This is a genomic window from Paeniglutamicibacter sp. MACA_103 (assembly GCF_045798555.1).
Taxonomy (GTDB): domain Bacteria; phylum Actinomycetota; class Actinomycetes; order Actinomycetales; family Micrococcaceae; genus Paeniglutamicibacter.
Genome location: NZ_JBIXLN010000024.1, coordinates 23,306 through 48,751, shown reverse-complemented (window position 1 = coordinate 48,751; position 25,446 = coordinate 23,306). Strand labels below are relative to the sequence as shown.

Annotated in this window: 22 protein-coding genes and 3 tRNA genes; 21 read left to right on the top strand and 4 right to left on the bottom strand. The window is 61.2% G+C overall.

Annotated elements, in window-relative coordinates; translation table 11 throughout:
- Positions 1-50 precede the first annotated feature (50 nt).
- Both wecC and wecB read left to right on the top strand, forming a co-directional pair.
- Positions 51-1,289 carry a UDP-N-acetyl-D-mannosamine dehydrogenase gene (wecC, locus tag ACIPVK_RS12685; protein WP_407612336.1) on the top strand — a complete coding sequence of 413 codons (1,239 nt, stop codon included), beginning with the start codon at positions 51-53 and terminating at the stop codon, positions 1,287-1,289.
- Positions 1,290-1,293: 4 nt separating this feature from the next.
- Entirely contained in the window at positions 1,294-2,493 is a 1,200-nt protein-coding gene (gene wecB / locus ACIPVK_RS12680) for a non-hydrolyzing UDP-N-acetylglucosamine 2-epimerase (protein WP_407612335.1), read from the top strand.
- A gap of 82 nt (positions 2,494-2,575) precedes the next feature.
- Here wecB and ACIPVK_RS12675 read toward each other — a convergent pair whose 3' ends face one another.
- Both ACIPVK_RS12675 and ACIPVK_RS12670 read right to left on the bottom strand, forming a co-directional pair.
- Positions 2,576-3,265 carry a response regulator gene (locus tag ACIPVK_RS12675; protein WP_407612334.1) on the bottom strand — a complete coding sequence of 230 codons (690 nt, stop codon included), beginning with the start codon at positions 3,263-3,265 and terminating at the stop codon, positions 2,576-2,578.
- A gap of 5 nt (positions 3,266-3,270) precedes the next feature.
- Positions 3,271-4,458: a sensor histidine kinase gene (locus ACIPVK_RS12670; protein ID WP_407612355.1), complete on the bottom strand. Its 1,188-nt coding sequence runs from the start codon at positions 4,456-4,458 to the stop codon at positions 3,271-3,273.
- 166 nt (positions 4,459-4,624) lie between these two features.
- On the opposite strand from ACIPVK_RS12670, the gene ACIPVK_RS12665 reads away from it, so the two are divergent.
- From ACIPVK_RS12665 to thiL, 12 genes are all read left to right on the top strand, one after another.
- Positions 4,625-5,683: a 3-isopropylmalate dehydrogenase gene (locus tag ACIPVK_RS12665; protein ID WP_407612333.1), complete on the top strand. Its 1,059-nt coding sequence runs from the start codon at positions 4,625-4,627 to the stop codon at positions 5,681-5,683.
- A 99-nt stretch (positions 5,684-5,782) separates the two neighbouring features.
- Entirely contained in the window at positions 5,783-6,877 is a 1,095-nt protein-coding gene (locus tag ACIPVK_RS12660) for a branched-chain amino acid aminotransferase (protein ID WP_407612332.1), read from the top strand.
- Positions 6,878-6,976: 99 nt separating this feature from the next.
- The gene (gene galE / locus ACIPVK_RS12655) at positions 6,977-8,092 is read left to right on the top strand and encodes a UDP-glucose 4-epimerase GalE (RefSeq protein ID WP_407612331.1); all 1,116 of its coding nucleotides are present in this window, start codon (positions 6,977-6,979) and stop codon (positions 8,090-8,092) included.
- A 3-nt stretch (positions 8,093-8,095) separates the two neighbouring features.
- Positions 8,096-8,857 (top strand): fumarylacetoacetate hydrolase family protein, encoded by a 762-nt coding sequence (locus tag ACIPVK_RS12650; RefSeq protein WP_407612330.1) that lies wholly within the window; start codon positions 8,096-8,098, stop codon positions 8,855-8,857.
- A gap of 129 nt (positions 8,858-8,986) precedes the next feature.
- Positions 8,987-10,492 carry a glutamate--tRNA ligase gene (gene gltX, locus ACIPVK_RS12645; RefSeq protein WP_407612329.1) on the top strand — a complete coding sequence of 502 codons (1,506 nt, stop codon included), beginning with the start codon at positions 8,987-8,989 and terminating at the stop codon, positions 10,490-10,492.
- Between the two features lie 67 nt (positions 10,493-10,559).
- The gene (locus tag ACIPVK_RS12640) at positions 10,560-11,282 is read left to right on the top strand and encodes an HAD family hydrolase (protein ID WP_407612328.1); all 723 of its coding nucleotides are present in this window, start codon (positions 10,560-10,562) and stop codon (positions 11,280-11,282) included.
- A 113-nt stretch (positions 11,283-11,395) separates the two neighbouring features.
- A tRNA-Gln gene (locus ACIPVK_RS12635) sits at positions 11,396-11,467 on the top strand.
- A gap of 68 nt (positions 11,468-11,535) precedes the next feature.
- Positions 11,536-11,608 (top strand) — tRNA-Glu (locus tag ACIPVK_RS12630).
- Between the two features lie 49 nt (positions 11,609-11,657).
- Positions 11,658-11,733: transfer RNA gene (locus tag ACIPVK_RS12625), tRNA-Glu, on the top strand.
- Positions 11,734-11,918: 185 nt separating this feature from the next.
- Complete coding sequence (locus tag ACIPVK_RS12620) at positions 11,919-13,658, top strand: dynamin family protein (protein ID WP_407612354.1); 1,740 nt, start codon at positions 11,919-11,921, stop codon at positions 13,656-13,658.
- Positions 13,655-15,295: a GTPase gene (locus ACIPVK_RS12615; RefSeq protein WP_407612327.1), complete on the top strand. Its 1,641-nt coding sequence runs from the start codon at positions 13,655-13,657 to the stop codon at positions 15,293-15,295. The genes ACIPVK_RS12620 and ACIPVK_RS12615 overlap by 4 nt, the downstream gene beginning before the upstream one ends.
- Positions 15,282-16,301 (top strand): thiamine-phosphate kinase, encoded by a 1,020-nt coding sequence (gene thiL, locus ACIPVK_RS12610; RefSeq protein ID WP_407612326.1) that lies wholly within the window; start codon positions 15,282-15,284, stop codon positions 16,299-16,301. The genes ACIPVK_RS12615 and thiL overlap by 14 nt, the downstream gene beginning before the upstream one ends.
- A gap of 18 nt (positions 16,302-16,319) precedes the next feature.
- Here the strand turns inward: thiL and ACIPVK_RS12605 are convergent, their stop codons facing one another.
- A complete protein-coding gene (locus tag ACIPVK_RS12605; protein ID WP_217390441.1) occupies positions 16,320-17,039 on the bottom strand; it encodes an IclR family transcriptional regulator in 720 nt (239 codons plus the stop codon).
- A 112-nt stretch (positions 17,040-17,151) separates the two neighbouring features.
- Here ACIPVK_RS12605 and leuC point away from each other — a divergent pair, with 112 nt between their 5' ends.
- From leuC to ACIPVK_RS12575, 6 genes are all read left to right on the top strand, one after another.
- Positions 17,152-18,609 carry a 3-isopropylmalate dehydratase large subunit gene (gene leuC / locus ACIPVK_RS12600; RefSeq protein WP_407612325.1) on the top strand — a complete coding sequence of 486 codons (1,458 nt, stop codon included), beginning with the start codon at positions 17,152-17,154 and terminating at the stop codon, positions 18,607-18,609.
- A gap of 9 nt (positions 18,610-18,618) precedes the next feature.
- Entirely contained in the window at positions 18,619-19,221 is a 603-nt protein-coding gene (gene leuD / locus ACIPVK_RS12595) for a 3-isopropylmalate dehydratase small subunit (RefSeq protein WP_407612324.1), read from the top strand.
- A 207-nt stretch (positions 19,222-19,428) separates the two neighbouring features.
- Positions 19,429-20,757: a UDP-N-acetylglucosamine 1-carboxyvinyltransferase gene (murA, locus tag ACIPVK_RS12590; protein WP_407612323.1), complete on the top strand. Its 1,329-nt coding sequence runs from the start codon at positions 19,429-19,431 to the stop codon at positions 20,755-20,757.
- A gap of 19 nt (positions 20,758-20,776) precedes the next feature.
- Positions 20,777-21,550, top strand: a complete 774-nt coding sequence (locus ACIPVK_RS12585; RefSeq protein WP_407612322.1) for a lysophospholipid acyltransferase family protein — start codon at positions 20,777-20,779, stop codon at positions 21,548-21,550.
- Positions 21,547-22,578: an NAD(P)H-dependent glycerol-3-phosphate dehydrogenase gene (locus tag ACIPVK_RS12580; protein ID WP_407612321.1), complete on the top strand. Its 1,032-nt coding sequence runs from the start codon at positions 21,547-21,549 to the stop codon at positions 22,576-22,578. The genes ACIPVK_RS12585 and ACIPVK_RS12580 overlap by 4 nt, the downstream gene beginning before the upstream one ends.
- Positions 22,575-23,699 (top strand): D-alanine--D-alanine ligase family protein, encoded by a 1,125-nt coding sequence (locus ACIPVK_RS12575; protein ID WP_407612320.1) that lies wholly within the window; start codon positions 22,575-22,577, stop codon positions 23,697-23,699. The genes ACIPVK_RS12580 and ACIPVK_RS12575 overlap by 4 nt, the downstream gene beginning before the upstream one ends.
- Positions 23,700-23,778: 79 nt before the next feature.
- Here the strand turns inward: ACIPVK_RS12575 and ACIPVK_RS12570 are convergent, their stop codons facing one another.
- On the bottom strand, positions 23,779-24,246 hold the full coding sequence (locus ACIPVK_RS12570) for a DUF3515 domain-containing protein (RefSeq protein WP_407612353.1): 468 nt from the start codon (positions 24,244-24,246) through the stop codon (positions 23,779-23,781).
- 149 nt (positions 24,247-24,395) lie between these two features.
- On the opposite strand from ACIPVK_RS12570, the gene ACIPVK_RS12565 reads away from it, so the two are divergent.
- Positions 24,396-25,442 carry an LCP family protein gene (locus tag ACIPVK_RS12565; protein ID WP_407612319.1) on the top strand — a complete coding sequence of 349 codons (1,047 nt, stop codon included), beginning with the start codon at positions 24,396-24,398 and terminating at the stop codon, positions 25,440-25,442.
- The last annotated feature ends 4 nt before the right edge of the window (positions 25,443-25,446 follow it).

Below are 25,446 nucleotides of genomic sequence, written 5' to 3'. Positions count from 1 at the left end.
GTATTATCACAGGTCCGAGAATATGAATTGAAAATGAAAGTAGCATCTAAATGTCTGTAATCGATGTCTGTGTTGTGGGGCTGGGTTATATCGGGCTTCCCACATCGATCGTTCTTGCAACAAGCGGGACACAAGTTCACGGTGTTGACGTCAACGAGTCCGTGGTTGAACGATTAGAGGCCGGCGAAGCGACTTTCGAAGAACCCGGGCTTCAGGATGCTCTGAATGCTGCATTCAGTGCAGGAAATCTGACGGTTTCCAACCAGCTCGTGCCGGCAGCGACCTACATCATTGCGGTGCCGACGCCTATCGATGCAGCCAATTCACCAGATACGACTTACATCCGGGCGGCCGCTCTAGAGATCGCCAAGTCCATTCAAGCTGGCGCTCTCGTGATTCTGGAAAGCACATCGCCTGTTGGCACCACAGAATCCTTGGCGGACATCATTTATTCGTTCCGCGAGGATCTAGTAGACGGTGATCTGTCGTTCGCGCACTGCCCAGAACGAGTTATTCCCGGTCGGATGCTGGATGAGATAAGGACGAACGACCGCATTGTAGGTGGCCTGACGCCTGAGGACGCTGAAAAAGCGGCAGCGATTTACCAAGGATTTTGCTCGGGCGCTATCCACTTGACCGACGCAAAGACTGCCGAACTCACCAAACTGGCTGAAAACTCCTTCCGTGATGTCAATATTGCCTTCGCCAACGAACTTTCAATGCTCGCCGAGGATTTGGGGGTGGATGTCTGGGGAGTGATTGATTTAGCCAACAAGCATCCGCGAGTAAACATCCTTCAGCCCGGGCCAGGTGTTGGCGGTCATTGCATAGCAGTTGATCCATGGTTCTTGGTTTCGTCGGCGCCTGCCAATACGCAGCTGATCCGGGCCGCGCGACATGTCAACGACTCCAAACCTCAGTTCGTGATTGACCGTATTGGACGGGAGATCAAATCCGGCGCTCTTGAAAGTGTGGCAATACTTGGATTGGCTTTCAAAGCAAATGTTGATGATTTGCGGGAGTCGCCGTCAGTTCAAATCGTTCAGCAACTTGCGACCGATTTTCCAGAATTGAAAATCCGGATTGTCGAGCCGTTCGTTACAAGCCTGCCCGAGAACCTTTGTCGTAATACAAACCTCTCACTAGAATCGCTGGAATCCATACTTGCGAGTGAAGAGCTCGTGGTCTTGCTGGTTGATCATGACCAATTTCGGGTTATCTCCCGGCGGGAACTTGCAACAAAGCGTGTCATCGACACGCGTGGACTGTGGCGCGAATTGGATGTCTAAGCTCGTGAAAAAGAAGAAGTTACTGGCCATTTTTGGTACGCGGCCGGAGGCAATCAAGCTCGCCCCGATCATTGAAGCGGCCCGCACATCATCCGTATTGGATTGCGCAGTAGCCGTTACGGGGCAACATCGTGAAATGCTGGATCAAGTTAACGATTTGTTCGGTATTAATCCCGACTATGACCTCAACGTCTTTGCCCGTAAGCAGACCCTCAACAAGTTGGTGTCTCGTATCATTGACGGGCTGGATGTCGTCTTTGACGACTGCCAGCCGGATGCGGTTGTTGTACAAGGCGACACCACGAGCGCGGTCGCAGGTGCAATTGCTGCCTTCTATCGGGGAATTCCCGTTATTCATGCTGAAGCTGGTTTGAGAAGCTATAACCTGTTATCTCCTTTTCCAGAAGAGGCAAATCGAAAGCTCGCAAGTCAGTTGGCCGTCCTACACTTGGCACCAACAATGTTTAATAAGCGAAATCTACTGCGAGAAGCGATTGAAGAAAGTACAATCGTTGTAACCGGAAATACAGTAATCGATGCGCTTTTTATGACACTTGAGCGTAAGGTCGCATTCTCTGACGAACGCCTAAATCGCCTGGAACACTCGGGCAGGCGCATCGTCACCGTGACCACGCATCGTCGCGAAAACCATGGTGAGAAGATGAGCGGAATTGCTCGCGCCATTTCGGAAATTGCTCGAGCTGAGCCCCAAACTGAATTCGTGCTGCCGCTGCACCTGAACCCCGAGGTGCGCGATAGGATCATTCCCGAAATCGAGGGTTTGATTAACGTCACTGTCACGGCTCCCTTGAACTATGCGGAATTTACGAAATTGTTAAATTTGTCGACCGCAGTTTTGACGGACTCTGGGGGCGTCCAAGAAGAGGCACCAAGTTTGGGAATACCAGTATTAGTCATGCGCTCGAACACTGAACGGCCCGAAGGCATCGTGGCCGGAACGGTGAAACTGGTGGGGACTGTCACGGAAGACATTGTTCGTGAAACACGAGCGATACTCAACGATGAGAGCCTCTACACGGCCATGGCAACGTCGGCAAATCCGTACGGTGACGGACGTGCCGCCGAGCGAAGCATCGCAGCGATCGAAAAGCTATTTGGTATAGGTGACGGGGCTGCAGAGTTCGACTCATGGGATCCGAACGAGGACGAGCTGCGCCAAGCTGCGAGTTTGATCGAACGCTAATCGCACTTGAGAGGAAATGCAGCCCTAAGCACAGTGAACGAAACCGGCGTGCATCCATCTTCTGATCAGGCCACTGCCGAGGTCACGGACAAACTACTCCGGTCTCGTAAGCGATGACGACCGCTTGCACTCGATCCCGTGCGTTGAGCTTGGCCAGGATGTGCCCCACATGCGTCTTGACCGTCGCTTCGGAAAGAAACAGTTCCCCGGCAATTTCCGGATTGGACCGGCCCAGGGCAATCAGTTCAAAGACTTCGCGCTCTCTTCTCGTCAGTGACTGCACCGACACGACGTGGGCGCTGTCCGGAAGGGCGGAACGTCTTAGCATCGGCGCTACATGGTCAAGAAGGCGACGGGTGGTGGACGGTGCTATCACGGCATCCCCGCGGTGGACGGTACGGATGGATTCAAGGAGTTCTTCGGGGGGAGCGTCCTTGAGCAAGAAGCCGCTGGCGCCGGCCTGGATGGCGGCCAGCGCGTACTCGTCAAGATCAAATGTCGTCAGGACAATGACCTTGGGGTCGGGAGCTTCTTTGGATTGTCTTGCAAGCAAGTGCTCGGTTGTCTCGATGCCATTCATTTCAGGCATGCGAACGTCCATGAGAATGACATCAGCCGCTGCCAATGCCGGGGAAGCGATGGCCTCGCGGCCGTTGGATGCTTCCGCCACCACTTCGAGGTCCGCCTGGGAATTGATAAGCATCCTAAAGCCGCTGCGGACCAGGAGCTGGTCGTCGACCAGTGCGACGCGGATGGGGTTTTCTTTTGGCAAAAGTTCTAATCCTCGGTGTAAGGGATGAATACGGAAACGCGGAAGCCTCCGCCGGGTGCGGGCCCTGCCTCGACGTCACCCTCGTAGAGGGCAACGCGCTCGCCCATTCCCCGGAGGCCCTGTCCCGAATCGGAGCTGCCTAGGGCGCCGGCTCCGCGCCCGTTGTCCGAAACCAGCAGCTGGAGTCCCCGATTGTCCCAACGCAGTCTCACACGGGCCACTGCTTCGGGTCCGGCATGCTTCAGGACATTGGTCAGGGCTTCCTGCATGGCCCGGTACATGGTGAGCTCGGCACCTGCTGGAAGCTCACGCCGAGCGGTGCCTTCCTGAACGAAATTGATGGCCAAGCCACTCATGCGCGTGGCATCCAGCAATTCGGGAACATCGACGAGCGCGGGAAGGGGCCGGGTTGAAGCCTCTTCATCGCTGCGCAGCACGCCCAGCAGCCGGCGCATCTCGCGCAGCGAGCTTCGCCCCGTCTGCGAAATCGTGGCGAGGGTTTCCCGGGCGATCTCCGGATCGTGTTCACTTGCATAGCGCGCACCATCGGACTGGGTGATGATCACCGACAGTGAATGGGCAACGATATCGTGCATCTCCCGCGCAATGTGGCTGCGTTCGTCGGCGGCGGCCAAGGCGCGTTCCTGCTCCCGCTCGATTTCGAGCCTCCGGGCACGGTCCTCGAGCGTCTGCAACGCCAACCGTCGGGTCCTGGCCAAATCCCCAAAGGTCCAGGCCACCAAGATCAGGAGGCCAAGCCCGATAAAATTGCGCACCGCACCTTCCGGTGAACTGCCTGCGGACCAAGCCCCTACTCGAATGCTGGCAAGAAGAGCGCCCACGAAACCCGCGGCGAGCCCCGCGAATGACTGCCAGCGTCTTCCAAAGGCGGCCAACGAATACACCGTAATAGGCACGGCAATTTGGGAAGGCAACAACTCGTCAGTGACTGCAACTTGGATGAGGTGGGCGAGGACAATGATTCCGGCGGCCAGGCCAGGATGCCGGCGTCGCCAAATCAAGGGAAGCGTTTGCACGGAGCCCAGGATGGCCAATTGCCAGCCGTTCCCCGAAATTCCAAGCATGATTCCAGCGAGAAGTCCGAATATGAGCCATATCCCGAGGCCAAGGATGAGGTCGACCTTGTGTGGATTCTCGCGAATCCACTTATCTAGGCTGCGGTGTGGCGTCATTGGTTCCTGCGTCGGCAACGGGGCTGGTTCTTCCTTGATTAGCCTACGGTGTTGAAGCAGGGCATTCGTCATGCCAAGGCATGAGATTTGAAGCGGAATCAAAGCCCCGGTTCACAATATGAGATGGGTTGCTCACATAGTGATACGAGTCGATAAACTCGTAGGCATGAGCGAATCCTTGAATATTGCCGTCATTCCAGGTGATGGCATTGGTCCTGAAGTAATTGCCGAAGCCGTAAAGGTCTTGAAGAAGGCAACCGAAGAATCGGGCGTGCAGTTGGTGCTGACCGACTACAAGCTCGGTGCCGAGCACTGGCTGGAGACGGGGGAGACCCTTCCGGAGGAGACGCTCACTGCGCTCCGTGGCCATGACGCCATCCTCTTCGGTGCTGTCGGTGCGGCCCCGGGGGATACCCGTATTCCGTCGGGGTTGATCGAGCGCGAAATGCTCCTTAAGCTGCGCTTCAGCCTGGATCACTTCGTGAACCTGCGGCCCTCCAAGCTGTACCCAGGAGTACCTAGCCCGTTGGCAAACCCCGGTGAAATCGACTTCATCGTCGTTCGCGAAGGCACTGAGGGGCCATACGTCGGTAACGGCGGCGCCTTGCGCGTGGGCACGCCGCACGAAATTGCCACCGAAGTGTCCATCAACACTGCCCACGGTGTCGAGCGAGTTGTGCGCGACGCTTTCCGCCGTGCCAATGAGCGTACCCGCAAGCATGTGACGCTGGTCCACAAGCACAACGTGCTGGTGTTTGCCGGCCACCTGTGGCGCCGGACCGTTGAGGCAGTCGCTTCCGAATTCCCGGATGTCACACACGATTACCTGCACGTCGATGCCGCAACGATCTTCATGACGACCAACCCCTCGCGCTTTGACGTCATCGTCACCGACAACCTCTTTGGCGACATCCTCACCGACCAGGCCGGCGCCATCACCGGCGGCATTGGCCTGGCCGCATCCGGGAACATCAACATGGACCGCACCGCGCCATCGATGTTCGAACCGGTTCACGGCTCGGCCCCGGACATCGCCGGTCAGCAAAAGGCCGACCCGACCGCGGCAATCCTTTCGGCAGCCCTCCTGCTGGACCACGTCGGTCTTCCCGATGCGGCCCGCCGGGTTGAGGAAGCAGTGGAAAGCGACATTGCTTCGCGCGACGAGATGACCGATCCGCGCACCACGGCCGAGATCGGCGATGCAATCGTTGCCGCACTGGCTTAAGCTGGTGACTAGGTTCATTTAGGAACCAATTCTTAGGGTGGCAAGCTCTTGCTGGCTTGCCACCGCAACACCCTGTCGAAGAGGAAGCCTGACGGCATCATGGAATTCATTGAAGATCTCTCAACTCACCGTAAAAGCGATCAGGAACGCGCCAACATTTTGGCGAACCCAGGTTTTGGGGATTTCTTCACTGACCACACCGCGGTCATCGACTGGTCGGCCGACGGAGAAGGTCCGGAGGGCACCTGGAGCAACGCGCGCATCGAGCCCTACGGTCCCATTGCCATGGATCCTGCGGCTTCGGTTCTGCACTACGGCCAGGAAATCTTCGAAGGCCTGAAGGCCTACCGCCATGCGGACGGAAGCGTGTGGACGTTCCGTCCGCACGCAAACGCAGCCCGCCTGAATCGATCCGCCGAGCGTTTGGCCCTTCCGCAGCTGGACGAAGAAGCGTTCGTAGAGTCGTTGCGCCGACTGGTCACGGCAGACGTCGAGTGGGTCCCAAGCGGTGACGGCGAAGCTCTCTACCTTCGTCCCTTCATGATTGCCACAGAAGCTTTCCTGGGTGTTCGCGCCGCTCGGAAGGTTTCCTACCGCGTAATCGCTTCTCCCGCCGGCAACTACTTCGGCGGCGAACTGAAGCCGGTGGGTATCTGGGTGTCGCACAACTACGCCCGCGCAGGACGCGGTGGAACCGGCGCCGCCAAGTGCGGCGGCAACTACGCCGCTTCCCTCGTAGCCCAGCTCGAGGCCGAACAAAACGGCTGCAAGCAGGTGCTGTTCCTGGACCCGTTCAACGACGAGGCCGTGGAAGAGCTCGGGGGGATGAACGTCTTCTTCGTCATGAAGGGCGGCAAGCTCGTCACCCCGCGCCTGACCGGAACCATCCTTGAGGGCATCACACGTTCTTCCATCATCCAACTCGCCACGGACCGCGGCCTGGAGGTTGAGGAACGCACCATCACCCTGGGTGAATGGCGCGAAGGCATTGCCAGCGGCGACATCCAGGAAGTCTTTGCCTGCGGAACCGCCGCCGTCATCACACCGATTGGTGTGTTGAAGAACGGCGAGGAGCACATCGGTGATCCGGACGCGCCGACAGGCGAAGTGACCATGGCCCTGCGAGAGGAACTGCTGGGCATCCAGACTGGTGCCGTCGAAGACCGCCACGGTTGGCTGGAACAACTCGCCTAGGCGAAATGCGTGCGTGGTGGGGGAGGGAATCGAAAAGAATCCCGCCCCCACCGCCGTTTAAGTCGGGTGTGCAGGGCAATGTTCCATAGAATGAGTTACATGCGCATTTTGGTCACCGGCGGTGCCGGCTACATTGGATCCCACACGGTCTTGCTTCTTCTGGAAGAGGGGCACGAGGTCCACGTCTTCGACAACTTGAGCAATTCTTCTCCCGAGGCCTTGAATCGAGTTGCTGAAATCACCGGGCGCGAGGCACGGCTACACGTCGGCGATCTGTTGGACCAAAGGCAGTTGGATGACGTCTTTGCCGAGCTGAAGCCCGATGCCGTCATCCATTTTGCGGGGCTGAAAGCCGTTGGAGAGTCTGTCGATTTCCCTTTGAGGTACTACCGCAACAACGTCACCGGAACCTTGAACCTCCTTGAAGCGATGGATTCCCACGACGTGCACACGCTGGTGTTCAGTTCGTCAGCGACCGTCTACGGTGACGCCGGGGTCGTGAAATACCGCGAAGACTTGAAGCTGGACGCCGTCAACCCGTACGGCCGGACCAAGATGCACGTGGAGCAAATGCTCGAGGATGTTGCAGGCTCGAGTGACAAATGGCATATTGCCCGCCTCAGATACTTCAATCCCGTGGGCGCACACGAGTCAGGGCGGATCGGGGAAGACCCAACCGGTATTCCCAATAACCTGATGCCCTTCATTTCCCAGGTTGCCGTTGGTCGCAGGCCGGTCCTGCGCATATTCGGCAACGACTACGCGACACCCGACGGCACAGGAGTCCGGGACTACATCCACGTCGTGGACCTGGCCGCCGCGCACCTTGCTGCACTCGAATACTGCATTGACCATTCAGGAGCCCACGCCTGGAACATAGGCACCGGCCACGGCAGCTCAGTCATGGAAGTCCTGCATGCCTTTGAACGCGCATCGGGACGAGACATTCCTTTCGAGCTCGTCGATCGTCGTCCCGGCGACCTTGCAGAATACTATGCAGATCCCACGCTAGCCCGCGAGGAAATCGGCTGGAAGGCCGAGCGCGGATTGGAGGAAATGGTGGCCGATAATTGGCGCTGGCAGTCGACAAATCCAGACGGGTATCCGGACGCGGATCCAGCGGACCTGCCAGACACGGATCCATCCGAAGAAGACGGAGTCAAGGGATCGAAACCCAAACGCGCAACCGGCCCCAACGAAACCACTAAGCTATAAACCATGCGTATTGCTCGTTTTGTCGTTGACAGTGACCCCATGTACGGCGTCGTGGAAGATGACGAGGTCATCGTCATTTCCGGTGACCCTTTCTTCCAAGGAATCAAACCAACCGGAGCCAAGCACAAGCTTGAGGATGTCCGGTTGCTTGCCCCGATCATTCCACGCTCCAAGGTGGTGTGCTTCGGACGGACCTACGCCGACCACGCAGCCGAACTTGGCAACGAAGTGCCTGCGGAGCCCTTGATGTTCCTGAAGCCCAATACCGCCGTCGTCGGGTCGGGCGACCCGATCACCCTGCCAAGCTTCTCCGAGGAAATTTCCTACGAGGGCGAGCTTGCGGTTGTCATTGGAAGGATCTGCAAAGACGTCCCCGCAGAGAAAGCCCAAGACGTGATTTTCGGCTACACCATCGCCAATGACCTCACCGCGCGCGACGCCCAGCGGACCGACGGACAATGGGCACGCGCCAAGGGTTGGGACGGATCCTGCCCGCTGGGACCATGGATCCAGACCGAGCTGGACCACGAAGACACCCAACTGACCACCCGCCTTGATGGGAACGTCGTCCAGGACGGCAACACCTCCGAAATGGTCTGGGGAATCAACGACCTGGTTGCGTATGCATCCCAGGCCTTCACCTTGCTTCCCGGCGACGTGATCCTTACCGGCACGCCGGCGGGAGTTGGCTTGGTGACCGAGGGACAGCGTGTGGAAGTAGAGATCGAGGGAATCGGCACCTTGAGCAACCCGTTCCGTCGCTAGACTTCTCGTTTCTTCTCTTCTTTGTTGGCCCCGGTTTCCGGGGCCAACTGACTTTAACCAGCTCCGACCGCGTGCGTGAGCAGTGCGCTTGCCGGTTGACCAGGCGCGGGGACATAGAATGGTCACATCATGACTGATGTATCCCTCATTCCCACCGTGACCGATGAAACCCCCGTCCGCGTACGCTTCTGCCCGTCTCCGACCGGCACACCGCACGTAGGCCTGATTCGCACCGCCCTGTTCAACTGGGCCTATGCACGCCACACCGGCGGAAAGATGATCTTCCGTATCGAAGACACCGACGCCAAGCGCGACTCCGAGGAAAGCTACCACCAATTGCTTGACGCCTTGGATTGGCTGGGGATCACGTGGGATGAGGGCGTCAATGTCGGCGGGCCGCACGAACCGTACCGCCAGTCCCAGCGCGGGGACATCTATCAGGACGTCATAGCCAAGCTCCGTGCCGGCGGGCATGTCTACGAATCCTTCTCCACCCCCGAAGAAGTGGAAGATCGCCACAAGGCTGCCGGCCGGGACCCGAAGCTGGGCTACGACGGCTACGACCGCGACCTCAGCGAAGAGCAGATCGCCGCCTACCGTGCCGAAGGTCGCGAGCCGGTGTTGCGCGTGCGCATGCCGGATGAGGACCTGACCTTCACCGACCTGGTCCGCGGGGAAATCACCTTCAAGGCCGGATCCGTTCCGGACTTCGTGGTGGTGCGTGCCAACGGCCAGCCGCTCTACACGCTGGTGAACCCGGTTGACGACGCGCTGATGGGCATCACCCACGTGCTGCGCGGCGAGGACCTGCTCTCCTCGACCCCGCGCCAGATTGCCTTGTACCGCGCATTGATTGCCATCGATGTTGCGAAGTACATGCCGCTCTTTGGCCACTTGCCTTATGTGATGGGTCAGGGAAACAAGAAGCTTTCGAAGCGCGACCCCGAATCGAGCCTCTTCCTTCACCGGGACCGCGGCTTCATCCCCGAGGGCCTGCTGAACTACCTTTCCCTGCTTGGCTGGTCCCTGAGCGCAGATGAAGACATCTTCACCCGGGACCAGCTCATCGAGGCCTTTGACGTCCACGACGTGCTCTCCAATCCGGCACGCTTCGACATCAAGAAGGCCGAGGCCATCAACGGCACCCACGTGCGCATGCTTGAGCCGGAAGACTTCCGCGCTCGCTTGGTTCCTTACCTGCAGGCCCATGGCTTGGTGGGGGAGCAGCTTACCGATCGCCAGAACGAGATCCTTTCCGAGGCCGCACCACTGGTCCAGGAACGCATCACCCTGCTGGGCGAGGCCCCGGACATGCTCGAGTTCCTCTTCACCGAGGACTCGGCCATCGAGCCTGCCGCAGACGCATTGAAGGGTCTGCCGGAGAACACCGCCGAAGTCCTGGATGCCGGCCTGGCCGCGCTCGAGGCCGCGAACCAGTGGGACGCCGAGACGATCCAGGACGTCTTGAAGTCTTCCCTGGTTGAGGGTCTCGGCATCAAGCCGCGCCATGCGTTCGGCCCGATCCGCACCGCCGTGTCCGGCAAGCGGATCTCCCCGCCATTGTTTGAGTCCATGGTGATCCTGGGCAAGGAATCCTCGCTGAACCGCGTGCGAGCCTTCCGGGCAACCCGGTAGCCAGGAAAAATAGAGAATCGTGGACAACGCGACTAGCGCCCTCAACCCAACTCACGGAACACCTTCCGTGGCCCGGGTTGAGGGCGTTCTTTTTGACATCGACGACACCCTGGTGGACCTGAACTCCGCTGCGATCAAGGGCTTTCACCAGCTCACGGCCGAAGACTTCAGCGGCGTGCCCGCCGCCGTGCGAGAGCACGTGGCCCGAGACTACGCAGACGACGCTGCCGGCGCCTACGAGCGCTACATGGCTGGGGAGCTGACATTCCTGGGGCAACGTGTCGAGCGCATCCGGCGCGCCTACGGCCTCGTGGGGTTCGAAGCCCCTCCCGCCGCGGCCCTTGGAGCATGGAGCGCACGCTACGAAGAGGTGGTGCAAAGCATGTGGGCACCGTTCCCCGACGTGCATGCCTGTCTCGACGCGCTGGATGCCATGTCCATTCCCTATGGTGCGGTCAGCAACAATGGCGAGAGCTACCAGCGCAACAAGTTGGAGCTGTCGGGCCTTGGCCGGATCGAGATGCTTGTGGGTTCGGATACGGCAGGTGCACCCAAGCCGGATCCGCGCCCGTTCCATGCCGGCTGCCGGATGCTCGGCACCACACCAGGGTCCACCCTCTATGTGGGGGACAACCCCGTCAACGATGTCCAGGGAGCCAAGGACGCGGGGCTGCAGGGAATCCTCCTGGATCGTGCGCCAGATCACAAAAACGGGTCCGCCGAAATCCTGCAAAATCTCGGCTCCTTGGCCGCAATAATCGCCGGAAATACGGGGTTTTTGGCCCACTAGGATCCTAGTGAACCCCCGATTTGTACTTTATGCAGATCCGCCGGTATAGTTATTTCTCGTGCTGAGGCGCACGAAAGCTTTCGAAAAGAAAGCCGGAGAGCAAATCAACGCTGTGGGGTATGGTGTAATTGGCAACACACTGGTTTCTGGTACCAACATTCTAGGTTCGAGTCCTGGTACCCCAGCGTCACGGTCTTCGCGAAAGCGAGGACCGGTTTGCGTGGGGGACGAAAGTCCTCCACGCAAAGCATACGGCCCCATCGTATAGCGGCCTAGTACGCTGCCCTCTCACGGCGGTAACGCGGGTTCGAATCCCGCTGGGGTCACGATTCATCTGAATCGGACGGTAACAGTCCTAAAACGTTGCAGCTATGCGGCCCCATCGTATAGCGGCCTAGTACGCTGCCCTCTCACGGCGGTAACGCGGGTTCGAATCCCGCTGGGGTCACCAGCACAAATGGTTCCAAGCTTCGGTTTGGAGCCTTTTGTCATTAAGGCGAATTTTCTGATTGGTCTTCGATAACTTGGGCCAGCTTGCGAATAAAACGCCGAAGTGTTTGGCATGATGTAGTGGTGACTACTAGCAATGGCTCTGAACCCCACGGTTCGCCACCACTCTCGGCCGTGCCGGCCGACATGGAAGCCATCAATCTGCTCACCGACGTCCGCACGGATCTTTCGGGCAGCATCCTGCCGCTGGACATCTCCGGAGTCGACCAGGCACGTGAAAACGCCCGCACCGCCGTGGAACAACTCGACGACTACATCCTGCCGCGTTACCGCAGCTTGGACGCGCCGTTGCTGGCCGTGGTGGGCGGATCAACCGGGGCAGGGAAATCCACTCTGGTCAATGCGATTGTCGGACACCCCGTTACCCGTGCAGGAGCCATCCGACCCACCACGCGCCAACCCATCCTCCTGCACCACGAATTGGATCGTGCATGGCTGGAGAACGACAGGATCCTTCCCGGCCTGCGACGCATCACCGGAACGGCCGTCAGCCGGAGCCAAGCGATTCCCGCGGCACAGGTCGGGGCCACGCCGGACGCAGCCCTGACCGACTCGATCATCCTGTTGCAGGACGACGCGGTTCCCCGCGGCATGGCCATCCTGGATGCGCCGGACGTGGATTCCATTTCGGATGAAAACCGGCGCCTGGCCGGACAGCTGCTTGCAGCAGCCGACCTCTGGATTTTTGTCACCACCGCGAACCGGTATGCGGACGCGGTTCCTTGGAAGCTTCTCTCCGAGGCCGCGGGACGCAACATCACGGTGGCCGTGGTCTTGGACCGGGTGCCCCCGGGAGTCGAGGAAGAGATAGCCGGCGACCTGCGCGGCATGCTTCAACGCGAAGGGCTGGGCTCGGCCGAGCTCTTCGTGGTTCCGGAAGTGGATCTTGATGAGATGGACATGTTGCCGGCAAGCGCAGTTGCGCCGCTGACAGCCTGGCTGGGCGCATTGGCTGCCAACGCCGAATCGCGGGCAGCGATTGCCCGCCAAACCCTGGCGGGAGTCCTTGGCCGGCTTGCCGATCGCAGCGACGTCATTGCCTCGGCCATGGCGGAGCAGGACACCAGTGGCGCCCGGCTGGCCCAATACGCCGACGAGGCCTTTGAACTGGCGCACGCCGGGATACTGGCCAGCGTGCAAGACGGAACCTTGTTGCGCGGCGAGGTCCTGGCACGCTGGCAAGACTTCGTGGGCACGGGGGAATTCTTCCGCTCACTGGAATCCGGAATCGGCCGGTTACGGGACAGGATTGGTGCCTTCTTCACGGGAAAGCCCAAGCCCGTGGGCAACGTGGAGGAAGCCATCGAGAGCGGCCTGCATGCGGTGGTGGTCGACCAAGCCGCGAAGGCCAGTGAAACCACCGAGGAGCGCTGGCGCGCCGACCCGGCAGGAAACGCCCTGGTAGGCACCGCCAACCTCGGGTCCCTGTCTCCCGGATTCTCCGACCGGGTCGCCGAGCAGGTCCGTGCCTGGCAGGGTGACCTCATGGAGATCATCCGCACCGAGGGCGCGAACAAACGCATGACCGCACGCATGGTCTCCTTCGGCGTCAATGGCGTGGCGGTGGCCCTGATGGTGGTTGTCTTTGCCTCCACGGCCGGTTTGACCGGGCTCGAAGTCGGAATCGCGGGAGGGTCAGCGGTGGTCGGACAAAAGCTCCTCGAGGCAATCTTTGGCGAGGACGCGGTGCGCAGGCTGACCAAGCAAGCGAAGGATTCCCTGGCGGCCCGTTGCGCGGATCTCCTGGAGACGGAAAAGCAGCGTTTCACCGCACGACTCGAAAACATCCCCACTGCACAGGACGCAAATCGCATGAAAGAGAATTCGGCTGCCATACGCCGACTGGCCCGGGAGCAAGGTGCATGAGCCGCCGCCGACAAACCACCACCGTGAGTCCGCTTGAACTTCGGCTCGATGCACTCAAGGAAGCCACCGAGCTGGGTGCCGACCGCATGGATCCGGCGGTAAGCGAGGCCTCGTGGCAGATCCTTGAACGGGCCTCTACTCGCAGGACGCTCTCCGCAGAGCACACCGTGGTCGGCTTTTTCGGTGCGACCGGCAGTGGAAAGTCCTCCCTCTTCAATGCGGTGGTGGGCCAAGACCTTGCACGGGCCGCGGCAACCCGGCCGACGACCAGCCAACCCCTGGCAGGAATCTGGGGCCGGGCCGGCTCGGACCCACTGCTTGATTGGCTGGGGGTGCAGGAGCGCCACGTGCTTGACACCCCCTTGCGCCTGGAAAAAAAGGGATTCTTTGGATCCGAGAAGGATGCCAGCGGGCTGATCCTTTTGGACCTGCCGGACTTCGATTCCACGGTCGCGGCAAATCGTGAGATCGCCACCAAGTTGGCCGGGCAAGTGGACGTCTTGATTTGGGTCCTGGATCCACAAAAGTATGCCGACGCGGCCGTCCACCATGATTTCATCAGGCCGCTGGCAACACACGGCTCGGTGACCTTGGTGGTGCTGAACCAGATCGACAAGCTCAAGCAGGACCAACGCGAACCCGTCATGGATTCGTTGCGTTCCATCCTGCTCGCCGACGGCTTGGCCAGCCCGAGAATACTTGGCCTTTCGGCGCTGACCGGCGAAGGCATCGACCTATTGCGGCAGGAAATCGCCCGGGTCGTCACCCAACGCGGTGCCGCCACAAACCGGCTGACCGCCGACGTGGCAACGATCGCCGGGCGGATGGCCGAGGGGTCTCGGCAAGAAGAACTCAAGTTGCCTGGGGAGCCGGGGAAGAAGGCGCTGATAGGGGAGCTTGCCACGGCCGCGGGCGTGGATACCGTGGTGGATGCAGTGCGCACTTCCTACCGGTTGGACGCCCACAAGAAGACGGGCTGGCCGCTGACCCGTTGGCTGGCCAAGGTCCGCCCCGACCCGCTGCGCCGACTTAATCTCAAGAGCACGGATGTCAATCCCAAGCTCAACCGAACCTCCCTGCCGGCCCCCGGCGCCGCACAAATAGCCCAGGCGGATTCCGCGGTTCGCCGCTACGCCGATGAAGCAAGCGCCGGTGCGCCCGAGGCCTGGCAGGGATCGATTCGCCGCGCCGCGCGCTCCGGCGGGGCGAAACTCCCGGATGAGTTGGACCAGGCCATCGCCAACACCAAGATCGGCGCCACCACCGGGGCCTGGTGGTGGCCGGTGGTCTCCGTCATCCAATGGATATCGTTGGTCACTGCCCTTGCCGGAGCGCTATGGCTGGGTGCCTTGTTTGGAGCCCAATACCTCCAGCTCACCTTGCCCGAGGTTCCCAAGGTCGAAGGTTTCCCCGTCCCCACCTTGATGCTTGTCATCGGCATACTCCTGGGAATCGTCTTGGGACTGGCCACAGGAATAATCGCCCGCATCGGGGCCGCCGGTCGTGCCCGCAAGGCCCGGCGTGCGCTGCATGCCTCGATCGGAGCCGTGGCGGAGCGATCCGTCATTGAACCGGTGGGCGCGGAAATCACCAGACACAACCTTTTCATTGGAGCTTTGCAACGTGCCCGCAGCTGATCTTTTGACCGTAGGAAATCTTGGCGAAAGCGGGCTGCTGGCCAGGATACTGCCGCGCCTCCAAGGCGCCTCGGCCTTGCTCGGCCCCGGAGACGACGCCGCCTTGATTGCCGCCCCCGGCGGCAAGTTCGTGATCACCGTCGACACCCTCGTGGAAAACCAGGACTTCAGGTTGCGCTGGCCCAGCGGATTTGAAAGCAGCGGCTTTGACGTGGGTTGGAAGTCTGCCGCGCAGAACCTATCGGACGTGAACGCCATGGGTGCCGTTGCGACCTCCGCGGTGATTTCACTGACTCTGCCGCACGCAACACCGGTGTCGTGGGTGGAAGACCTGGCCGAGGGCTTCAGCGCCGCAGTCCGCGAACTTGGTGCCACCTCCTGTGCCATCGGCGGGGGGGACCTGGGGCGGGGGAGCGAGGTGTCGATCACCGCGGCTGTCACCGGAAATCTTGCCACGGACCATCCCGTCCTTCGCAGCGGGGCGAAGCCGGGGGACGTGGTCGCGGTGTGCGGTTCCCTGGGCGTGGCCGCCGCAGGCCTGGCGCTTTTGGATGTGCCGATTTCGCACCTGGAGTGGTCCAAGGATGAACAGGCCCTGGTCGTTGGCCAGCGGCGCCCCGCACCGCCCTTGGCCGCCGGGCCCGCGGCGGCCGGCGCCGGAGCCACGGCAATGATGGATCTTTCCGACGGGCTGCTCAAGGACGGACGCCGCATGGCCACGGCCAGCGGGGTTGTCATCGATTTCGACAGCCGGACCCTCAAAGTCGACGCGCAGCGACTGTGCTCGGCTGCGGCAAGGTTGCGGACAGATCCCATGGAATGGGTTCTCGGGGGCGGGGAGGACCATGGGCTGTTGACCACCTTCCCTGGCGCGCTGGAACTGCCGGAGGGCTTCCGCGCCGTGGGTGTGGTCAAGGAGCCGGTTCGCGGCGGGCTTGCTTCGGGCGTTCTCCTGGATGGCAAGTTACCGGAATCGGCCCAGGGGTTTGACCACTTCGAGGGTTAAAGGGAGAGCAGCTCCCGTTTAGTCCCCGGTTTTTCGCAGGGCCTCGCTCAAGGCATTGGCGGTCTGGACGACGACCTCCTGGTGCGCCTTGCCCGGCTGGCGGGAGAGACGTTCAATGGGCCCCGACATCGACACCGCGGCAATCACACGTCCGGAGGGACCACGCACGGGAGCCGAAACCGAAGCAACGCCAGGTTCGCGCTCGCCCAGGCTTTGGGCCCAGCCGCGCCGCCTGACTCCAGCCAGAATGGTGGGCGTGAAGCGTGCGCCATGTAGCCCGTCCAGCAGCCGTTCGTGGTCCTCCCATGCCAGCAGGACCTGTGCGGCAGAGCCGGCCTTCATGGAGAGCTGGGTCCCCACCGGGATGGTGTCCCTCAATCCCACGGGGCGTTCGGCAGAAGCCACGCAGACACGGTAGTCGCCCTGCCGGCGAAACACCTGGGTGCTTTCGCCGGTGGAATCACGCAATTGGATCAGCAGCGGGCCGGCGGCGGCAATCAGTCGGTCTTCGCCCGCAGCGGAGGCGAGTTCAACCAGGCGCCCGCCCAGGACAAAGCGCCCATGGATGTCCTTGCCCACCAGTCGGTGGTGCACGAGCGCCTGGGCAAGGCGGTGCACGGTGGGCCGGGAGATCTTGGTCAGGGAGACCAACTGGGCCAGGGAAGTGGGCCCGGCCTCAAGGGCATTGAGGATGAGGGCCGCTTTGTCGATGACGCCAACGCCACTTGAAGTGTCCATAGTTTGATATTGCTATCTCACTATTTGAGATGCAAATCCGCTTACTGGATATTACGTGCACGCGAGTGGAAGAGTTGTCATATAGGACTTTTATCAAGTGAGGGAGTCGGTTATGGCCGCACACCAGGCAGCACAGACGCTGGCCGAAAAAGTATGGAATACACACGTCGTGCGCAAGGGCGAGGGAACCGGTGGTTCGCGCCAGCCCGACCTGATCTTTATCGACCTGCACCTGATCCATGAGGTGACGTCCCCGCAGGCATTCGAGGGCCTTCGCCTCACCGGGCGCCAGCTGCGCCGACCGGACCTGACGATTGCCACCGAGGACCACAACACCCCGACGCTGGAAATCGACAAGCCGATTGCCGACCTCACCAGCCGCACGCAGATCGAAACCCTGCGCAAGAACTGCGCCGAGTTCGGTGTGCGCCTGCACTCGCTGGGCGACAAGGAGCAGGGCATTGTCCATGTGGTGGGACCCCAGCTGGGGCTGACCCAGCCGGGCATGACCGTGGTCTGCGGCGATTCCCACACCTCCACCCACGGTGCCTTCGGCGCCCTGGCATTCGGCATCGGCACCTCCGAGGTCGAACACGTCATGGCGACCCAGTCGCTGTCCCTGAAGCCGTTCAAGACCATGGCGATCAATGTCGAGGGAACCCTGAAGCCGGGCGTTACCTCAAAGGACATCATCCTGGCGGTCATCGCCAAGATCGGCACCGGCGGGGGACAGGGCTACGTCCTGGAATACCGCGGCTCGGCCATCCGCTCGCTGTCCATGGATGCCCGCATGACGATTTGCAACATGTCGATCGAGGCCGGCGCCCGCGCCGGCATGATTGCCCCGGATGCAATCACCTATGAATACATCAACGGCCGCCCACACGCACCCCAGGGTGCGGACTGGGATGCAGCCGTTGCCGAATGGGACACGCTGGCCACCGACGAGGGCGCAACCTTTGACGCCGAGGTGTTCCTCGACGCGAATGAACTGGAGCCGTTTGTCACCTGGGGCACCAACCCGGGACAGGGCGTATCGCTCTCGGACACGGTGCCGGCCCCCGAGGACTTCGAAGACGAGAACGCACGTGCCGCGTGCGAACGCGCGCTCGAGTACATGGATCTGAAGGCCGGAACCCCCATGAAGGACATCCGGGTCGACACCGTCTTCCTGGGGTCCTGCACCAATAGCCGCATGGAAGACCTGCGCGCCGCCGCCAGCGTCATCCAGGGACAGGAAAAGGATCCCGACATCCGCATGATCGTGGTCCCCGGTTCGGCACGCGTCCGCCTCGAGGCCGAGGCCGAGGGACTGGACAAGGTCTTCAAGGAATTCGGTGCGGAATGGCGCTTTGCCGGGTGCTCCATGTGCCTGGGCATGAACCCGGACCAGCTCGCCGAAGGTGAGCGCTGCGCGTCCACCTCGAACCGCAACTTCGAGGGGCGACAGGGCAAGGGCGGACGCACCCACCTGGTCTCCCCGCTCGTCGCCGCAGCGACGGCGATCCGCGGGACCCTGTCCTCGCCGTCCGACCTGGGCGCCCCTTCCACGTCCGCAAAAGTAGCCTAAGGATTCATCATGGACAAAATCACCACGCATACAGGAATCGGCGTCCCGCTGCGACAGAGCAACGTTGACACGGACCAGATCATCCCGGCCGTCTACCTCAAGCGCATCACCCGCACCGGATTCGAGGATGCACTCTTTGCAGGTTGGCGCAAGGACCAGAACTTCATCCTGAACCAGGAACCGTTCTCCAGGGGCTCCGTCCTGGTGGCGGGCCCCGACTTCGGTACCGGTTCCTCGCGTGAACACGCCGTCTGGGCGCTGAAGGACTATGGCTTCAAGGCAGTCCTTTCCTCGCGCTTTGCCGATATCTTCCGCGGCAATTCGGGCAAGCAGGGACTAGTGGCCGCCGAGGTGGCCCAGAGCGACATCGAGTTGATCTGGAAGGAAATCGAGAACCACCCGGGAACTGAAGTCACCGTGGACCTCGAGGCCCGCACCGTTACCTGCGGTTCCATCGTTGCCCCTTTCGAGATTGACGATTACACCCGCTGGCGGCTCATGGAGGGCTTGGACGACATTGGCCTGACCCTCCAGCACGAGGAAGACATCACGGCCTTTGAATCCCAGCGTCCGGCGTTCAAGCCGACCACGCTTCCGGCTCGCTATTCCTAGCCTTAGCTGACCGCTTAACGCCGGCCCACGGGTCGGCCGTTGCCGCTGATCATGCCCGGATTCCCGGGAAATATTCAAGCGATAGCCGTGGCGGCGCGACCAGCGTTACATCAGCCATGCAGCCCTCGGCAATGCCGGGGGCTGTATGCTTGCTAAGTCTTTCCTTCGTTTTCGAAGGCCAACAATTTTGGTGAGGTTCTCAAGTTCATGGCGAAAGTCCTAACGATTCATGGTGGCGTGCCACTCAAGGGAAAAGTGACCGTCAGGGGTGCCAAGAACCTGGTTCCCAAGGCCATGGTCGCGGCTCTTTTGGGGGATTCGCCCTCTGTCTTGCGCAACGTCCCTGAGATCAAGGACGTTGCCGTTGTCACCAGTCTGCTGAAGATCCACGGCGTCACCGTCAGCAAGGACGAGGCGACCGGCGATCTGACCATGGACCCCAGCGGAACCAAGACCGCCACGAGCAACGAGATCGACACGCACGCCGGCGACTCGCGCATCCCCATCCTTTTTTGCGGCCCGTTGCTGCACAGCCTGGGCGAAGCCCTGATTCCGAATCTCGGTGGCTGCAAGATCGGCGACCGCCCGATTGATTTCCACCTGGACGTGCTGCGCCACTTCGGTGCCGTAATCGACAAGGCCGGACCCCTCGGGACCAGCATTCGCGCACCCCACGGGCTGACCGGTGCCAAGATTTCCCTGCCCTACCCGAGTGTTGGCGCCACCGAGCAGGTGCTGCTGACCGCCGTGCGCGCCAAGGGCACCACCGAAGTCGAGAACGCGGCCATTGAGCCGGAAATCCTTGACCTCATCTCCCTGCTCCAAAAAATGGGCGCCATCATCACGGTTGGCCGCGACCGCGTCATTCGCATCATCGGTGTCGAGCGCCTGAACGGCTACAACCACAAGGCATTGCCCGACCGCAACGAATCCGCGTCCTGGGCCTCCGCCGCCCTGGTCACCAACGGAGACATCTACGTCGAGGGCGCAGCCCAGCGCGACCTGACGGCATTCCTTCACACCTACCGCCAGATCGGTGGAGAGTTTGAAGTCACCGACGGCGGAATTCGCTTCTTCCATCCGGGCGGGGAGCTCAAGCCCCTGATCCTGGAAACGGACGTCCACCCCGGATTCATGACCGACTGGCAGCAGCCCCTGGTCGTCGCGCTGACCCAGGCGACCGGCGTGTCCATCATCCACGAGACCGTGTATGAAAACCGTTTCGGCTTCACCAACGCGCTGGTGGAAATGGGTGCCAAGGTCCAGCTCCACAGCGAATGCCTCGGCGCCATTCCGTGCCGCTTCGGCCAGCGCAACTTCCAGCACTCCGCCGTCATCACCGGGCCGACCCCGCTGACCGGTGCCGACATTGACATCCCGGACCTGCGCGGCGGATTCTCCCACCTGATCGCAGCACTGGCCGCGGAGGGCACAAGCCACGTCACCGGAATCGAACTGATCAACCGCGGCTACGAGAAGTTCATGGACAAGCTCACTGACTTGGGTGCGCGCGTCGAGATGAACGAAATCGCCTGATCCGCATAGGCTGACCTGCATGAAAGAATCTCGCGGCACAAAAACCGCGTTTGCAATAGCGGCCGGAATCGTTCGGCCAGTCATGAACCTCATGATCGGCCGAACGTGGCGGGACTTCGACAAGCTGCCCAGCGGCGGATTCATCCTCTGCCCCAACCACGTGACCGAAATCGATCCCCTGGTTGTCGGGCATGCGATCTACAGCAGCAAGCGCTACCCGCGTTACCTGGCCAAGGAATCCTTGTTCAAGGTACCGGTTCTCGGCACCTTGCTGCGTCGCACCGGTCAGGTTCCCGTCGCCAGGACCTCGGCGGGGGCGTCCCAGTCATTGAAGACGGCTCGGGAAGTCCTTGACGCAAACGGGGTCATCATCATCTACGCCGAGGGCACCCTGACCAGGGATCCGGACCTGTGGCCCATGCGCGGCCACACCGGCGCCGCCCGGTTGGCGCTGCAGACCGGGGCACCGGTGATTCCCATGGCACACTGGGGGGCCCAGGACTTGTTCCCCCGCTACGCCAAGGGAATCAAGCTATTTCCGCGCCGCCACGTGACGGTCGTCGCTGGCGACCCGGTTGACCTTGACGACCTGCGGGACGTCCCGTTGACGCGGACCGTTCTCACCGAAGCCACCGAACGCATCATGCGCGCCATCACCAAGGATGTTGCCATCCTGCGCGGAGAGAAGGCGCCGGAGATCCTGTGGGATCCGGCCGACCACGGCCAGGCAGCCCAGGGACGCAATTTCGAGAACGGTTCGCCATCCAAGCAAACGAAGGAAAACGAATCATGAGGCCAGCTCCAAGGAAAATCGCCGTCATGGGCGCGGGAAGCTGGGGCACTACCTTTTCCAAGGTACTGGCCGACTCCGGTGCCGAGGACGGGACCCAGGTCATGATCTGGGCGCGTCGTGAAGAGGTTGCGGTCGAGATCAACACCCGCCACACCAACTCCCGCTACCTGCGCGAAACAGTCCTGCCCTCCAACATCACCTCGTCGTCGAACACGGCCGAGGTCCTTGCAGGCGCAGAGCTGGTGGTCCTGGCGGTGCCGGCCCAAAGCTTGCGCGAACAGTTGCACTCCTTCAAGGATTTCCTGGAACCGAACGCGGTGCTCATGTCCTTGATGAAGGGTCTTGAACGCGAGACCGATGCCCGCATGAGCGAAGTGATTGCGGCCGAGGTGGAAATTTCCCCTGAACGCATCGCGGTGCTTTCCGGACCCAACCTGGCCATGGAAATTGCCCGCAAGCAGCCCACCGCATCCGTGGTGGCCTGTACGGATCTCGACACGGCCACCTGGATCGCTTCCTTGTGTTCGACGGACTATTTCCGTCCTTACACCAATACGGACGTTATCGGCGTCGAGATCGGCGGGATTGCGAAGAACGTCATTGCGCTGGCCGTGGGCATTTGCGACGGCCTGGGCATGGGGGACAACACCAAGTCCTCGATCATCACCCGAGGACTTGCCGAGACCACGCGTCTTGCCCTGGCATTGGGCGGAAGCTACGAAACCCTTTCCGGCCTTGCCGGCCTGGGCGACCTCGTGGCCACCTGCTCGTCCTCGCTGTCCCGCAACAACACAGCCGGCCGCCTGCTGGGCCAGGGCCTGTACCTGGACGAGGTCAACGACCGCATGTCACAGACGGCCGAGGGCATCAAGTCGGGCCGGGCCGTGTTGGACTTGGCCACGCGCCACAATGTAGAAGTACCCATTACCGAAGCTGTCGTCATGGTTCTGGAAGGCACGCTGAGCGTGGAGAACATGGGAGCACGCCTGTTGGGGCGTCAATTAAAGTCTGAAGGTGAGCTCAAATGAGTCAAGTGAACGCGCACAAGCCCCGGGTCATGCTGCTCTTCGGAGGCCGCTCCTCCGAGCACCCCGTCAGCTGCGTTACGGCGGCGGGGGTACTCGACGCCATCGACCGGGACAAGTACGAGGTCGTTCCCGTTGGTATCACCCGCGAGGGAGCCTGGACCCTGGTGGACCAAGACGTCAGCGCCTGGTCGCTGGCCAACAGCCAGAAGCCCGAAGTGACCGCCGGATCCGAGGTCCTGCGGCTGACCGGTGAACCGGGCAGCCACGAACTGCTTGCCTCCAACGACAGCCACGCCGTGCGCAGCCTGGGAGACATCGACCTGGTGTTCCCGCTGCTCCACGGCCCCTTCGGCGAGGACGGCTCGCTGCAGGGAATGCTTGAAATGGTGGACGTCCCGTACGTGGGTTCCGGCATCGCCGCCAGCGCCATCGGCATGGACAAGCACTTCATGAAGGTGGTCTTCGAGGCCGCCGGATTCGAAGTGGGACCCTACGTTGTCATTCCTGACAAGAACTGGGAACGAGAACGGGCCGCATGCCTGAAATCGGTGGAAGGTCTCGAATACCCCCTATTCGTCAAGCCCGCCCGTGCCGGATCCTCCGTCGGCATCTCACGCGTGGACACTCCTGACGCGCTGCCGGCAGCCATCGAGGCCGCACGCATCCACGACCCCAAGGTGATCGTGGAACAGGGGATCGTTGGCCGAGAAATCGAATGCGGCGTCCTGGAGGGACGCGGTTCGTTGCCGCCACGGGCCTCCATGCCCGGGGAAATCGTTGTCGAGGACGCCGGCCACACGTTCTATGACTTTGATGCCAAGTACGTGGACGGCGCCGCGGCCCAGCTCAGCTGCCCGGCCGCGCTGGATGCCGAGGCCACGGACGAAGTGCGCCGATTGGCGGCCGAGGCCTTCGACGCGGTCAATGCCGAAGGGCTCTCACGTGTTGACTTCTTCTACACCCCCGACGGCAAGTGGATCATCAACGAGATCAACACCATGCCCGGGTTCACGCCGTCAAGCATGTACCCGCACATGTGGTCCAAGACCGGCCTTGAGTACGCCGACCTCATCGACGAATTGATCGCCTTGGGACTTGGCCGCAAGACCGGACTGCGCTAACAATTTCATTACTGCCGAGGGGCGTTTCACCAAGCATTGGCTTGGCGAAACGCCCCTCGCTGGTTAACCGGTATGGACCCTAGGGGACATCGACCGTCTTGGTCACCGTCGTGCAGGTTCGCTGCGCCGGGATTTTCGATGCAGCGGAAGACAGCGTGGCCAGGATGGTGCTCGACGGAATCACGTTCGGATCGAAGACCAACTCCGTGGCCGGGGTCCGGCCGTAGGTGGTCAACGTCCAGGATTCCTCGCCCTCCTTTGCGAGCCAGTCAACGCCATTGACGCTGACACATGGATCGGTGGATGGCGGTGGGGGAGTGACACCGCAGCGTAGCACCAATTGCGCCGGGTCTCCCCAGACGGCAGTTGCCTGGCTATTGGTCTGGCGTTTCTGCTGCTCTGAGATTTCCGGGGGCAGCACCACCATCATTTCGGCACACAATGGATTGCCCGCATCATCCGCCGGCTGGACATTTGCGATCGGGGAGCACCCCGAGAGGACGAACAAACCCGCCAGCGATGCGGCGATTGTCGTGGCTAATTTCACGCCGCCCGCCCTGCGTTGAGCTTCGTCGCTGGAAAAAGACTGTGAGTTCGAGGAATCTGGGCTGGTAAAAATCAATCTGGGCACTTAAACAGCCTACCGGTCGCGCGACATGACTAGGATGTAAAGGAGTATTTGCTTGAGAGGCATAAATGACAAACCTGAACGGGTCCTTTGAGGACACCGGCTACGTGCAGCCGAAAAAAAAGAAGCGCACCGGCCTGATGATATTGCTGGGTGCAGTAGCCCTGGTCCTGATCGCGCTGCTTGTGGCCGGAGGGTACCTGTTCTCGCTTGCGCGCAGCTTCGACAACGGAACCACCAAGTTGCCGGATGCATTTCCCGAGGAAACGTTGCGGCCGCAGAAGGCAGAGACCGCGAAGGACGCGGTGAACATCCTGCTTCTGGGCAGCGACACCCGTGCCACGAACCAAGGTGATGACGAGTTTGCCAAGCTGCCAAACGGCGGACGTTCAGACACGATGATGCTGGTGCACGTTCCGGCGAATCGTGAAGGCGTGTATGTCACCTCCATCATGCGCGACACCTGGCTGGACATCCCCGGGCACGGAAAGGCAAAGATCAATGCCGCATTTGCCTATGGCGGAGTCGCGCTGACGGTCCAAACCCTCGAGGGCTTGCTGGACACGCGCATCGACCACGTCGCCTCGATCGACTTTGAGGGATTCAAAGGCCTGACGGACGCGCTCGGAGGGGTGGAGATCAACAATCCCATCGCCTTTAAGCAGAATCTCTCGAACGGATACTTCTTTCCCAAGGGCGTGCAAACACTGAACGGCGAAGAGGCCCTGGCCTTCGTTCGGGAACGCTACGCATTCAAGGACGGCGACTACCAGCGCGTCCGCAACCAGCAGCTTTTCGTCAAGGCCGTCATGAGCACCCTGATGTCCAAGGAAACCTTGACCGATCCGGGCAAGATCTCGGAGACCGTCAAACAGTTTGCGCCCTATGTCGCCGTCGATGAGACCCTGGACGCCGTCAAGGTTGCAACATTGGGGGGCTCGATGGCCAATGTCCGCTCCAGGGACATGACCTTCTTTACGCTTCCCAACAGCGGAACCGGACGCTCAGCGGACGGACAATCCATCGTCGTTCCCGACATGGCCGTGATTTCCGATTTCGCCGAGGCCTTGAAGCAGGACAAGGTGGGACAATTTGTAGAGGATAACGGTCTCTAAGGAT

Bases quoted from the DNA above. Each gene is read 5' to 3' on its own strand.
- wecC (WP_407612336.1), top strand. From the start codon at position 51: ATGTCTGTAATCGATGTCTGTGTTGTGGGGCTGGGTTATATCGGGCTT.
- leuC (WP_407612325.1), top strand. From the start codon at position 17,152: ATGGCCGCACACCAGGCAGCACAGACGCTGGCCGAAAAAGTATGGAAT.
- murA (WP_407612323.1), top strand. From the start codon at position 19,429: ATGGCGAAAGTCCTAACGATTCATGGTGGCGTGCCACTCAAGGGAAAA.
- ACIPVK_RS12605 (WP_217390441.1), bottom strand. From the start codon at position 17,039: ATGGACACTTCAAGTGGCGTTGGCGTCATCGACAAAGCGGCCCTCATC.
- ACIPVK_RS12665 (WP_407612333.1), top strand. From the start codon at position 4,625: ATGAGCGAATCCTTGAATATTGCCGTCATTCCAGGTGATGGCATTGGT.
- ACIPVK_RS12660 (WP_407612332.1), top strand. From the start codon at position 5,783: ATGGAATTCATTGAAGATCTCTCAACTCACCGTAAAAGCGATCAGGAA.
- ACIPVK_RS12650 (WP_407612330.1), top strand. From the start codon at position 8,096: ATGCGTATTGCTCGTTTTGTCGTTGACAGTGACCCCATGTACGGCGTC.
- ACIPVK_RS12565 (WP_407612319.1), top strand. From the start codon at position 24,396: ATGACAAACCTGAACGGGTCCTTTGAGGACACCGGCTACGTGCAGCCG.
- ACIPVK_RS12585 (WP_407612322.1), top strand. From the start codon at position 20,777: ATGAAAGAATCTCGCGGCACAAAAACCGCGTTTGCAATAGCGGCCGGA.
- ACIPVK_RS12575 (WP_407612320.1), top strand. From the start codon at position 22,575: ATGAGTCAAGTGAACGCGCACAAGCCCCGGGTCATGCTGCTCTTCGGA.
- ACIPVK_RS12620 (WP_407612354.1), top strand. From the start codon at position 11,919: ATGGAAGCCATCAATCTGCTCACCGACGTCCGCACGGATCTTTCGGGC.
- gltX (WP_407612329.1), top strand. From the start codon at position 8,987: ATGACTGATGTATCCCTCATTCCCACCGTGACCGATGAAACCCCCGTC.
- galE (WP_407612331.1), top strand. From the start codon at position 6,977: ATGCGCATTTTGGTCACCGGCGGTGCCGGCTACATTGGATCCCACACG.
- ACIPVK_RS12670 (WP_407612355.1), bottom strand. From the start codon at position 4,458: ATGACGCCACACCGCAGCCTAGATAAGTGGATTCGCGAGAATCCACAC.
- ACIPVK_RS12615 (WP_407612327.1), top strand. From the start codon at position 13,655: ATGAGCCGCCGCCGACAAACCACCACCGTGAGTCCGCTTGAACTTCGG.
- leuD (WP_407612324.1), top strand. From the start codon at position 18,619: ATGGACAAAATCACCACGCATACAGGAATCGGCGTCCCGCTGCGACAG.
- ACIPVK_RS12580 (WP_407612321.1), top strand. From the start codon at position 21,547: ATGAGGCCAGCTCCAAGGAAAATCGCCGTCATGGGCGCGGGAAGCTGG.